The sequence below is a fragment of the Nocardia sp. NRRL S-836 genome, from assembly GCF_001279525.1.
Taxonomy (GTDB): Bacteria; Actinomycetota; Actinomycetes; order Mycobacteriales; family Pseudonocardiaceae; genus Lentzea.
This window is the reverse complement of record NZ_LGDY01000159.1, coordinates 1-11,596: the sequence shown is the minus strand read 5'-3', so window position 1 is coordinate 11,596 and position 11,596 is coordinate 1. Positions and strand designations below refer to the sequence as shown.

General features: G+C 67.6%; 11 protein-coding genes. 4 read left to right on the top strand and 7 right to left on the bottom strand.

The genetic code is table 11. The features are described from left to right. The 3 genes from ADL03_RS41710 to ADL03_RS41700 form a co-directional block, all read right to left on the bottom strand. Nucleotides 1–1,492 (bottom strand): hypothetical protein (locus ADL03_RS41710; RefSeq protein WP_053739188.1); only part of this gene is annotated, 1,492 nt, incomplete at its 3' end. After that, a complete protein-coding gene (locus ADL03_RS41705; RefSeq protein WP_053739187.1) occupies nucleotides 1,489–2,613 on the bottom strand; it encodes a hypothetical protein in 1,125 nt (374 codons plus the stop codon). The genes ADL03_RS41705 and ADL03_RS41710, both read right to left, overlap by 4 nt. After that, nucleotides 2,610–4,049 carry a (5-formylfuran-3-yl)methyl phosphate synthase gene (locus ADL03_RS41700; protein WP_197289122.1) on the bottom strand — a complete coding sequence of 480 codons (1,440 nt, stop codon included), beginning with the start codon at nucleotides 4,047–4,049 and terminating at the stop codon, nucleotides 2,610–2,612. The genes ADL03_RS41705 and ADL03_RS41700 overlap by 4 nt, the downstream gene beginning before the upstream one ends. A gap of 705 nt (nucleotides 4,050–4,754) precedes the next feature. Between ADL03_RS41700 and ADL03_RS49130 the strand changes: the two genes are divergently transcribed. Next, on the top strand, nucleotides 4,755–5,207 hold the full coding sequence (locus ADL03_RS49130) for an HNH endonuclease family protein (protein ID WP_231642833.1): 453 nt from the start codon (nucleotides 4,755–4,757) through the stop codon (nucleotides 5,205–5,207). A gap of 532 nt (nucleotides 5,208–5,739) precedes the next feature. Here the strand turns inward: ADL03_RS49130 and ADL03_RS41690 are convergent. The 3 genes from ADL03_RS41690 to ADL03_RS41680 all read right to left on the bottom strand — a co-directional run bounded on the left by ADL03_RS41690 (nucleotide 5,740) and on the right by ADL03_RS41680 (nucleotide 6,639). Next, nucleotides 5,740–6,024: a hypothetical protein gene (locus tag ADL03_RS41690; RefSeq protein WP_157529741.1), complete on the bottom strand. Its 285-nt coding sequence runs from the start codon at nucleotides 6,022–6,024 to the stop codon at nucleotides 5,740–5,742. Then, a complete protein-coding gene (locus ADL03_RS41685) occupies nucleotides 6,012–6,332 on the bottom strand; it encodes a hypothetical protein (protein ID WP_053739184.1) in 321 nt (106 codons plus the stop codon). The genes ADL03_RS41690 and ADL03_RS41685 overlap by 13 nt, the downstream gene beginning before the upstream one ends. A 121-nt stretch (nucleotides 6,333–6,453) precedes the next feature. Then, a complete protein-coding gene (locus ADL03_RS41680) occupies nucleotides 6,454–6,639 on the bottom strand; it encodes a hypothetical protein (protein WP_053739183.1) in 186 nt (61 codons plus the stop codon). A 274-nt stretch (nucleotides 6,640–6,913) separates the two neighbouring features. On the opposite strand from ADL03_RS41680, the gene ADL03_RS41675 reads away from it, so the two are divergent. Both ADL03_RS41675 and ADL03_RS41670 read left to right on the top strand, forming a co-directional pair. Beyond that, the gene (locus tag ADL03_RS41675) at nucleotides 6,914–8,110 is read left to right on the top strand and encodes a zinc-dependent alcohol dehydrogenase (protein ID WP_053739182.1); all 1,197 of its coding nucleotides are present in this window, start codon (nucleotides 6,914–6,916) and stop codon (nucleotides 8,108–8,110) included. After that, on the top strand, nucleotides 8,107–8,994 hold the full coding sequence (locus tag ADL03_RS41670) for an SDR family oxidoreductase (RefSeq protein ID WP_053739181.1): 888 nt from the start codon (nucleotides 8,107–8,109) through the stop codon (nucleotides 8,992–8,994). Before ADL03_RS41675 ends, ADL03_RS41670 begins: the two co-directional genes overlap by 4 nt. A gap of 451 nt (nucleotides 8,995–9,445) precedes the next feature. Here the strand turns inward: ADL03_RS41670 and ADL03_RS41665 are convergent, their stop codons facing one another. Beyond that, complete coding sequence (locus tag ADL03_RS41665) at nucleotides 9,446–10,081, bottom strand: hypothetical protein (RefSeq protein ID WP_053739180.1); 636 nt, start codon at nucleotides 10,079–10,081, stop codon at nucleotides 9,446–9,448. A 700-nt stretch (nucleotides 10,082–10,781) separates the two neighbouring features. Between ADL03_RS41665 and ADL03_RS46310 the strand changes: the two genes are divergently transcribed. Next, complete coding sequence (locus ADL03_RS46310; protein ID WP_197289120.1) at nucleotides 10,782–11,417, top strand: lantibiotic dehydratase; 636 nt, start codon at nucleotides 10,782–10,784, stop codon at nucleotides 11,415–11,417. Nucleotides 11,418–11,596 lie beyond the last annotated feature (179 nt).

Below are 11,596 nucleotides of genomic sequence, written 5' to 3'. Positions count from 1 at the left end.
TGGGTGTGCGGGGCGGCTGGAAGCGGCCGAAGGTGGGGTCGTCGCCGCGCTGGGAGCTCAGGTGGTTGGCCACGACGATCAGGCGGGTGCCGCGGAAGGTGAACTCCCCGGCCAGCGATTTGCGGGTGCCGGTGAAGGCGGGGTGCTCGGGCTGGATGCGGCCGGGGCTGACGGTGAGCGTGCCGTCCGGCGCGACCTGGACCGGTGTGGTCGCGGTGCCGCCGGGACGGTCGACGAAGGACAACCCGATGTCGGTGCGGAAGAGGAACCCGACCCGGATGTTGCCACCCGGCACGCCGCCGTCGGCGCCGTCGAGCGGGTCGATCTGCCGGAAGGCGTAGCGCGGGCCGCCGGCGGCGGCGATCGCGTCCACGAGGCTCTGCCAGGTGCGCCCGGCGGTGGTGACGCCGGTGTCGGCCGGCCCGTCGTCGTCCTGGATCTCCTCGACGACGACCACCGCGGGCGAGGCGAGGTGGGTGGTGATGGTGCGCGCGAGCTCGGCGAACTTCTCCGGCGGCGACACCACCGACAGGTTCTCGACGTTGAACGTCGCGATCGCCAGCTCGTCGGCGGCCGCGGGCCGCGCGGTCTCCCGGGCCAGGCCCGCGGAGTGGCGGGTCGAGGAGCACGTGGCCACGATCTCATAGGCGCCGTAACGGTAGTCCAGGACACCGCAAGCCCGGGAGAGCCGGTCGCCGACGTCGATGCCCGCGGGGATGGCGTCGGACACGGGCCCGGAGACCAGGCCGAGCCGTTCCGGGTTGGGGTCGTGCTCCCGCACGGGCAGCGCGCCTCGATCGGCCAGGATCGAGGCGTCCACGCCGTCGTCGGCCACGACGGTGACCCGCCTGCCGCCGGAGAACTCCAGTGCCGGGGACACCGCGACAGGCTCGTTCACCCGCACGGGCATGCCCTCCAACGACTCGTAGAAGTCCAAGCCCTGGGTGTCGGGGTCGAACGCGGCGCTGTGCTCGACATCGCCCACCACGTCGTCCTTGACCACCTCGCGCGGGGGAATCCGGCCGGACCCACCCAGTAGGACGGGTGCGGGCACCGGGTGACGGCCCACCACGGTCACCGCCGCCGGACCGCCGATGCGGGTCACCGACAGGTTCGCATTGGCGGTGGTGTCGCCGCCGTCGCGGTGCTCCTGCACGACGCCGGAGACCCGCACCAGGTCACCGGCACGCGGGACGGGCGTGTCGACGGCGACCTGCACCGCCTCGGAGGTGGCCGGATCGGCGTCGGGGGTGAGCGAGTGCAGCCAGAACAGCCCGCGTCGGGCGTCGCCGGCCACGACCACGCCCCGTGTGACGGTCACCCGCTGTCCTGTCAGCGGCGACCGGTGCCCGCCGCCCTGCACGTCGTGCACGTCCACCACCCGCGCCCGCGGCGAACCTGCCGAAGCCCCGACGGACGCCAGGGCCGGGGCCGGGCACAGCAGCACCACAACCGCGCCGAGAACGAACGCCCCGTGCGCCGGCGTTCTCACCGTGTCGCCTGAGCGGTGGACTCGAGCGGCTCGCGCGGCAGCACCAACTCCGGCAGCGTGCCGTACGGCCACGCCACCTCGGCGTGCGCCAGCACGGGCGCAGTCGCGCCGTCCAGCACCGCCCGCGCGGTGGTGTCGAGGACCTCGTAACCGGGGAGGGTCTGCTGTTCGGTCTCGGCGAGGCTGAACGGGCGGCCGTCGAAGAATCCGGCCATCTCCTCACCGACACCGTAGGCGGGGTCGCCGCGGCGGGCCTGGTTGAGGCGGTGATGGATGTTCCACTCGTCGTGGGCGCCCAGGCTGAACGCGGTGCTCACCCGAGTGCCGTAGTAGACCAGGAACTTGCGGCGCCGCGCCTCGTAGACCACCGCGTCCTGAGGCTGGCTCGGATCCAGCGGGCGGCGCCCGCCTGTGCCGTCGTCGACGGTGGCGAAGTCGAGGTAGAACTGCGGGTCGGTGGCGTAGCGGCGGGCGAAGTAGCCCTCCATCCGGTCAGTGAGCGATTCACCGCCGCTACGCAACGAGAAGAACTCCCGCGCGTCGGTGGGGCCGAGGAAGTAGTAGGCGTCGAACGCGCCGCCGAGCTTGAGGTCCCTGCGGGCCGAGTCGGCCAGGTAGTCGTCCTCGATCAGCACACGGGACCACATGCGCATGTAGTCCCCGCCCGTCGGATGGGTCTGGGCCAGCAGTTGTTCCAGGGTCAGGCCGGGGTATTTGTCCTGCAGGGCCGCGATGTGGCGGGTGATCAGACCTGTGCCCTGGCGGGACTCCAGCTGGTAGGCGGCCGGGTTGAGGAAGAAGAACCGTTCGCCCCACTGCTCGGTGAGCCTGCGGGCGGTGTGGTTGGCGATGTCGACGTTGGTGGCGAAGTACCCGCCGCCGCGGGAGCTGATCGGGCAGCTGAGGTAGACCACCACGCGGCCCTCGGCCTGGGCGCGCGCCAGGTCGGATTTGATCAGCGCGGTGTGCAGTTCGAACACGTCGAACCATGCGCCGGTGTGCCAGGTGAACTTCATGATCGGCCGCTCCGGCACCGGGTACCCGGTTTCGGTCTCAGCCTCGGTCTCCGCAGTGCCGTCCTGGGCACGCAGCAGCGACGCGGGGGTCGTGGTGCCGGTCACGGCGCCGCCACCTCCTCGACAGGACGGTCGCCGTCGCCGAGGTCGGCCTGGCGCAGTACTGCGGTCAGGGCGCCGTTTCCGGGGATCCGCGTCTGCACAGGCGTCAACCGGCCGTAGGGGTCGGCCCAGAACACCGACGTGATGTCGGGGAAGTTCTGCCGCAGCCGGGCCACGGCCTCGTCCACACCGTCGACCGACCGCATTTTCTCCGGCAGGCACACGTAGCCGCCCTGCTCGGGGGGAACCAGACCGCGCACGAGTTGGCGCATCATCACCTGGTCGCGTCGCGAGGCCACCGGATCGTCCTCGGCGGGCGGCTGGGAGGGGTCGAGCAGGATCGCCGACCCGCCGCCGCGCGTGGACACCTGGTCGATCTCGGGTACCAGTCGCCACAGCTGCTGAGCCTGGTGGCTCTGCAACGAGCCGGCCAGGTTGGCCTCGACCCCGCGGTAGTGGCAGTAGTCGACGAAGAACCTGATGTCCTTCAACGACAGGATGCCCTTGCGCACCAGGGCCTCCGGCCCGGTGCCGGTGACGTCGTACCGGTTGAAGTCCACCATGGAGGAAACGTCCGCCCCGGTGGGCTCGGTGGTGTCGACCAGACCGACCCTGGCCACCTTGAACAGGATGCTGGTGTCGAGCATGATGCCGTCGGCCCCGGCGTCCGCGGTCGCGTCGACCATGTTCTTGATCGCTTCCCGGTCGGTCCGCTCGGCCGGGGTGATGCCGAACTCCGAGTGCGGGAACGGCTCGTTGATCTTCACCCTGGTGGTGTCCGACCACTCCGGCAGCACACCGGCCTCGATCAGCTGCGCCAGGTCGGGCCGGTCCGGGAACAGCGGCCCGCCGTCGGGACCGGTCAGGTACTGGTGGTAGTCCAGCAGGTCGATCGTGCCCTCGACCGGTGAGTCCGCGGTGACAGGGGAGAACTCCCGCAGCGCCACCAGTTCGCGCACCACCAGCGGGTTGTCCCGGCGTTCCCGCCACAGCACCAGATCCTGCGCGAATAGCACCGACATCACCTGGCTGTGGCTGAACTGCTCGGTGCGGTTGAGCGTGCGCACCACCTCGGTCAGCACGTCCTTGAGGACCGGCAGGTGCATCCCGTCCAGGCCCACCTTGATGATGTTGCACGGGTGCACCCTGGTACCCATCGACACCGCCACCCCCAGCGCCGCCTGGGACGCCTTGCCCGCGATCTCGTACGGCGACTTCTCCACCGCGTGCCCGCTGTCGGTGCGCCGGAACAGCAGCTGGTCCTCGCCGATGTTGGTGCTCAGCTGCACCTCCTGATCACGCGTGTAGTTCAGCACCGCGTCGGAGATGTCCATGATGGCCTGCGGCTTGATGTTGCCCAGCGCGCTGCGCGGATCCTCGCTGTCCACGATCCGCGCGCCACCCAACACCGCCTCCCGCGCCTCCTGCGGATCGAACACGCTGACCAACAACTTCCTGTTGTGCTGCCGATCGCCTGCATTGCCCTGCTTCGCTTCCACCATCGTCGAACACGCCTCCATCCGAATCGGATCTCGATCTGATGCAAGCAACCGCCACCGTCGAATCCAATACGGCATCGGACCGGCCATGCCTTCGTGTTCCGGAATCCTTCTCGGGACACCGGCGCCCGCCACGGGCGGTAAGCCGGCTTCGGACCAGTTCACCTGCCAGAGGGCATTGCACGCCGGTGGGATGACGCGAGGGGCCACCAAGCCTTGTCGCCGTATGGTATTCAGCACCGGCCAGCACGCCGAGACGCGAGATGGGCATCGGCCCATCGCCAGACAGGCTGCGTGCCGGTCGCAGCACAGACCGCAGGTGTCATCGACTGCTGTGCGAGTACGACTCCTCCAGCCGATCACCCGACCCGATCGGCTGGAAACGACCGTCACGGCTAGGGCAACACAAGCGGCTCTGCTTATATTCGACGAGGTCGACTACAACTGATCGACACACTGTTCAACGGTGCGTGCCTATATACCGGGAAAGCCGTCAGATCCGCTCCGGCAGCACGAACCGACGACTCGTCAGCGACGACGTCGGATCACCTCGTGATCCCATTCCGGGTGCTCGCTGACCATTCTCAGGCGCCGCCGACCGGCGACGCCACCTGCATCCGACAACCTTCTCCGGCAGGAGCAACCGTGAAGCGTTTCCCAGCAATAGTCGCCCTGGTATTCGCAGCGTGCACGGCCGGCATACCGATCCAGGCGCAGGCAGCATCAAGCCCTGCCACGGCCACGACGGTGATCCTGCTGCGCGACGCGGTCGAGGCGCTGCCCGTCGCCGACGAGCAGCGTGAAGGCTACGACCGCGACCTGTTCAAACACTGGGTCGACGCCGACCATGACGGCTGCAACACCCGCGCGGAGGTGCTGCTGGCCGAGGCCGTACAAGCACCTGAGGTCGCCGGTCGCTGCACGCTGGCCGGTGGACGTTGGTACTCCTACTACGACGACGTCTACGTCGACGGTCCCCGCGGCTTGGACATCGACCACATGGTGCCCTTGGCCGAGGCCTGGGACAGCGGCGCCTTCGACTGGAGCCCGCAGCGGCGCCAGAACTACGCCAAGGACCTCGACGAGCCGGTCGCCTGATCGCGGTGACCGCCCGATCCAACCGCAGCAAGGCCGACCAAGACCCCTCCACCTGGCTACCACCACACGAACCTGCCAGGTGTGACTACCTCACCGCCTGGTGACGGTGAAACCCGATGGGCATTGACCGTAGACCCGGCCGAACGCGAGGTGCTCACCACGCGGGTGGCCGGCTGCCCGAATGTCCCGATCACCACCACTCCCGCATAGCCGCACGTAACGGTGCGGCACGACTGGCGTCTCCGGCCGTCTACAGGAACAGCGCTGGGGCTCTCACGCCCACATGGGGACGGGTCGGAGCGCGCCCATATGTCGATAACCACCACAGGAACACCTTCGGCGGCTGGGTACCAGACGAGCCGCGTCCGCGTGGGCAGCAGTGTCGTCGGCCGTACCGGAGCGGCGTTCGGACGCTTGCTGTGCTCTACGCACGCGAGCACGTCCCTGCAGGGAGAGGAGATCGTTGTCGATGCCCAGGCGCCCGGACCGCTGCGTCGCGCGCTGAACCACCTTTCCCGTTGAGTCGGACGGGTCAACGGACTTGTGCGGCGATCCGATGAGGCTGGTCGACGACTGCGTGCACGGCGACGTTCGGACGGCCGTGCTCCTTGATCAGCTCCGCGCGCTTGGCGAAAGCCTCGGCGTCGTCCTTGCACAGCCATGCCTGCCACGACTCCCACACGTAACCGTCACGGTTGAGCTTGCGCCACGCATTGCGGAAGTTCGACGAGTAGCCGATGAGGACCGGGCCACCACCGTTACCGAACAGGACGTAGGCAACGACCGCGCCCTTGCCCGGCAACGTCATGAGATCCACGCCGCGGAACCCGGTGTCGCACTTCCGCATTCGGTCCTCCCCTCCGGCGTGTTGATGACCATCCTCCGCAGGGTCAGCACGTCATACGGGATATGCCTGGCCCACCGGGCTGCCCATCCGGTGATCTCCGAAGCGCGCACGTGCTCGTACAGCTCGCACAGCCTGCGGGCATCGAGCTCGCCGGCGTCCCACGCCCGCCACGCCGCGGCGATCAAGACATCCTCGGCCTCGATCTCGATCCCTATGGCCCGATGCCGAGCGAGACGGGCAGCAGCGTGCTGTGCGGCCGCGTCATCGAAACTGATCATTCTCGGTCTCCTTGCTCGGCGCGAAACGCTGACCCGCCGCAGACGACTCGGTTGATCACCACCTCGACACGCCGCGCGCCTCCTTCGCGCATGCGCCACGCGATTTACATCTCGACATGCATCACGCCGTGGCACGTGCCCCACCCGGGACGACGACGAGCCCCTGCTCGATGAGGACGACGTTGATCCGCTCGTGCTCGCCGTCGAGTTCGCTGCCGCTCCGCGCCATGTCGAAGTGTCCGTCCTGGTCGACGTAAATACCGCTGGTGATGGAGCTGGGCAGGTACGGGCGCTGCTGCTCCGGCACGACAGTTGCGGTCCCGCCGCGGCGGGCGCATCACCGACCTCGGCCGGACTGCCAGCTACATCCGCTACGCCTCTCATGGTCGCACCAAAGAGTGAAACGGTTTTGAATCGATTTCGAAGGGTACTGCTGGCTAGTCCACCAGTGTTATGAGAGGACGTCGGATGTCTCGGATCACCCGCTCAACGGCGGTCGTGCGCGCGGCGCTGAACGTGTCGCCGCGCACGCCGGCCGAGCCAGGAAGTGTCACCACCCTGACGGCGGAGGTGGGGCACCTGTGAAGGCGTTGACGTGGCAGGGTAACGAGAAGGTGCAGGTCGTCGACGTTCCGGATCCGCGGATCGAGGAGCCCACCGATGCGATCATCAGGGTGACCTCGACCGCGATCTGCGGTTCCGACCTTCACCTGCATGGGGTGCTGGGGCCCTATCTGAAGCCCGGTGACGTGCTCGGTCATGAGGCGATGGGCGTCGTCGAGGAGGCCGGTTCCGAGGCGAGTGGTCACCTGAAGGTCGGGGACCGGGTCGTGGTGCCGTTCAACATCTCGTGTGGGCACTGCTGGATGTGCGAGCGTGATCTGTTCGCGCAGTGCGAGACGACGCAGGTGCGCGGCGAGGGCAAGGGCGCGAGCCTGTTCGGCTACACCTCGCTCTACGGTTCGGTGCCCGGCGGCCAGGCCGAGTACCTGCGTGTGCCGCAGGCCCAGTTCGGGCCGATCGTCGTTCCGGACGACACGCCCGACGAGCAGTTCCTGTTCCTGTCCGACATCCTGCCGACCGCGTGGCAGGCCGTCCGCTACGCCGACGTGCCTCCCGGTGGCACCGTCGCCGTGCTCGGGCTGGGCCCTGTCGGGCAGTTCGCCGCCCGGATCGCCAGGCACCTCGGCGCCGGCCGCGTCATCGGCGTCGACCGGGTTCCGGAACGTCTCGCGCTGGCCGAGCGCCACGGGGCCGAACCAGTGAACCTCGACGAGTTCGACGGCTCCGGCGAGGTGGCGGCCATGTTGATCGACATGGTGGACGGCCGCGGGCCGGACGCCACCATCGACGCCGTCGGCATGGAGGCCCACGGCGGGGGACTGGTCGCCGCGGCGCAGAAGGCCGCAGGACTGCTTCCCGACGGCATCGCCCAGAAGGTGATCGACAAGGTCGCCCTGGACCGCCTCGACGCCCTGCACGCCGCCCTGAAGGGAGTGCGCCGCGGTGGCACGGTGTCAGTGTCCGGCGTGTACGGCGGCGAGCAGGACCCGATGCCGATGATGGAGATGTTCGACCGCGGGATCCAGCTGCGCATGGGACAGGCCCACGTGCGCCGGTGGACCGACGAGATCCTGCCGCTGGTGCTCGACCCGGCCGACCCACTCGGCACCCTGGACCTGACCACGCACCGCCTCCCGCTCGCCAAGGCCGCGCGGGGCTATGAGATGTTCCGCGCCAAGAGCGACGGCTGCATCAAGGTCGTGCTGAACCCATGACCGGCCGAGTGGTGCTCGTAGTGGGCGCAAGCAGCGGGATCGGGCTGGCCACCACGGTGGCGTTCGCCTCCCGCGGCGATGCCGTGGTCCTGGCCTCCCGCAGCGGTGCGGCGCTCGACGCCGCGGAGAAGGCCTGCCGGGCGGTGGGAACCGTCGCCGTCGACGTCGTCGCCGACGACGTCGGCGATCCCGGTGGCGCCGGCCGGATCGTCGGGAAGGCCATGGATCTGCACGGGCGCATCGACGTCGTCGTGCACAGTGCGACGGTGATGGGGTATGGAACCGTGGAGGCGATGCCTGCCGAGGTGTTCACCACGGTCGTGGACACCGCGGTACACGGCACGCTGCACCTGGCGCAGGCGGTCCTCCCGGTTCTGCGCCGTCAGCGCACCGGCGTGTTCATCGGCGTGAACTCGCTGCTCGGCTCGATCACCGTGCCGCAGATGGGCGCCTACTCCACGGCCAAGTGGGGGCAACGCGCCGTACTCCGCACCCTGCAACAGGAAACGCGCGACGAGTCAGGCGTGCACGTGTGCATTGTGAGTCCCGGCAGCATCAACACACCGGTCTACGACCAGGCCGCCAACTACACCGGTCGTGCGGCGCGGCCACCTGTTCCGGTCCTGAGCCCCGAGCGGGTCGCCGCCGCGATCGTCCGCCTGGCCGACCGCCCACAGCGGCACGTCAGCGTGCCGGTAGGACCCGCTAACCCCCTGATCGTCGCCGGTTTCCGTTTCCTGCCAAGTCTTTACGACCTGCTCGTCGGGCCCCTGTTCCGCCTCGCGGCGCTCACCAAGAAGACCATCCTGCCCACGCAAGGCAACGTGTTCCAGCCCCATCCCGCAGCGGAAGGAATGCATGGGCGGTGGCCCGTCAAAGGCTGAGGAAGTGCGAGGTGATATCGGTGTCGTGTCATCACAACGATTTGTCACGGACACAGCCGTAGACCTCCGCGGACTCCACGCCGTTGCAGACCAGCATGTAGAGCGCCACAAACGCCAAAAGCTCGCTTGCGCGCGATCTCGATCCACGCGATGCGGAAGCGCCGCACGTAGCAGGAAGCCTCAGGCTCCCAGCGGACCTCGCCGGACAGCGCCGCCGCTGCACGCCACGGAGGTCGACTTGGCTGCGCATGAGCTCGCTGGGGACATGCTGGCGCAGTAGCGTGACGAGCTGGCCGTCCGGGACTTGGCCAATCCCAGGCCGCTGGGTTCTCCTTCGTCCTTGCGTCACCACCGAGCCGGTTAGTGACCCCGATAACCGTCACCTACACACGGAAGCACAGCAAGCGGCCTGCGGAATTCACTTCTCGTGCAGGAGGTGATCGGTGGTGCACTAACTTATTTGCCGTCGTTCCTCGAGTTGCCCGAGCGTGCCGAGACCCTCCAAGGAGAGGGAGTCTCCCTTACTAGAGAGTGCCTCAAGAATGGACTTCGGGTGCTTGAGCAGTTCCGGGCTCCGATCCAGCTGATCCATCTGCTCTGGTGTCAAAACCTGGGCGATGACTCGCCCGTCGAACTTGATCAGCAGAATCGAGCTGAGACGAATAATCGCCTCTTCAGTGGTGTCGAGAGCGGTGATCAGGTTGGAAACCGCGTTTGATTCACGCTCGTCGTTCTGGGCGCGCGGGGAGTCGATGTACTGAAGTTCGGCCGCGCGTCCCGCTTTGGCTGCTAGCTCGCCTAGTGTCTCGGCAGTCCCCTTGCGGACCTTGAACCGCTGATACCAGGAACCGCGTTCGACGGGGCCGTCAGCGGTAAGAAAGCAGTCAAAGGCCACTGCAACGCCGATGGTGGAGAACAGGATCTCTTCCGGTTCATCGATCGACGTGTAGATAAACGCAGGTCCTTCTCCGGGCAAGACCAGTCGTCGCCGCAGGGCGGCCTGTAGAAAAAGCCTGCTCTGAAAATGCTGCTCTCGGTTCGATACTTCTACCTGCCGTCCCATATTGACTAGGACCACGAAGTCCATGTCAACTCCAGGCCCGTTGTGTCCGCGCTCGATCGGCCACCAGTCAGGCCCTCGACCTCCGCCCTGATTTGAGGAAGGCCGCTCTGGCAGGTTGTTCATTTCTTTCCTTTCGAGTCGTGCCTTCTGTATAGCAAAGATCATGCGAAGGATTTCCGCTTCTAGCGTTCCTTTGGTGAAGCGAGCATTGCGCATCGATTGACCGCCCGACCGGCTTGGGTGGCGGACGGTGGACGCTGAGACCGGCGGAGTTCTCGTACGTTGTCCTGCTCACCTCAGCGGACGTCCCCTGCTATTCGGCAGTCTTAACGCCGATGACCATGCGCTCGTGCACTGCTGCGCGGGGTGCTCTACCACGTGAGTGCTCGAAGCCGCAACGCCATCTCTTTCGGACTTGTTCGATGTCAGCGGCAAGTCGACAGTCTCAAGCGCTGCCACCGTTGATCTCACTCCTGCGGTTGGTGCCGTCTTGAACGTTTACCCCAACGCAGCAGTGACAGCCTTCGTTGAGCCGAGGTCGGTGCGCCACCCGATCGAGCGGTTCGGCGTCTCATCTGATGTCGTCCTGCAGCCTCAGCAGGGCGTGACGACGAAACGGTGAGGATCACCGCGGCTGCCGCAACGATCCCAAAAGCCCGCTACGGGCTTCCCGCCGATCCCGCTGGCGCCCTCCACCGCCTGCCGCACGGACAACCCCGCCTGCGTGAGCACCAACGGCAACGCCCCGCAGCACGGGGCGCGCTCGGTCGTCCTCAGCGTCGACCGGGACGAAGCCGGCTTGACCAGAAGTGAACGAAGGTTTCGCCGCGCCACCCCGTACGGCCGGTTCGCCGGGGCCGCACCCGTGCGACTCGCCGCACGGGCCGCAGTTTGCTGTGGACACGACCATCAGGTGCTGCTGCGGCCGGACGCGGCGGCGCTGCACGACCGGATCCGCGCGCTGGAGACCCGGCTTCCGGTGCTGCGCAACCCCCACGTCATGACCAACAATCTGGGATCCGCGCGCGGGCCTCGCTGGGTCGTCCCCGCCGCTGCCACCACGGACACCGCAACCGGCGAATCGCTGTGCGATGTCGAAGTCGAGCTGACCGCGCCGGTACGGCTGGCGATCGACGCCGGCGGCAACGAGTTCACCCGCGAGGCGATCACCAGTCGGAGCATCGGGCGGCAGTTCGGCGAGCTGGCCAAGCGTGGCGGTCGGTACTCACGCTCCCAAGTCTCCCGACCCACCGCCGCCCAACTCGTCAACGCCGTGGGCGAAGACGAAGTGGAGCTGATTCGGCAGCTACGCCGCTTCGGCTCGTTCGGTAGAGCTGCGTGCAGCTCTGTACGTAGCTAGGGCATCTGCTACCGAGGAGGTCTCTGTGGCTTGAAGTTTTTTGAGAGCACAGTTCGTCCTTGCTCGCCAGTCGAGCATTTGAAGGGTTTTTTGATCGTCTGGCGAGCCGGTCAGGCTCCCCGCAGCACCTGCGGCCAGCACCGTTCCCGCAAGCCAGGCGGCGACCCGCACCGTCATCG

Excerpts from the sequence above, each read along its gene's own strand:
- ADL03_RS41665 (WP_053739180.1), bottom strand. The coding sequence starts at position 10,081 with ATGGACTTCGTGGTCCTAGTCAATATGGGACGGCAGGTAGAAGTATCG.
- ADL03_RS41685 (WP_053739184.1), bottom strand. The coding sequence starts at position 6,332 with ATGATCAGTTTCGATGACGCGGCCGCACAGCACGCTGCTGCCCGTCTC.
- ADL03_RS41670 (WP_053739181.1), top strand. The coding sequence starts at position 8,107 with ATGACCGGCCGAGTGGTGCTCGTAGTGGGCGCAAGCAGCGGGATCGGG.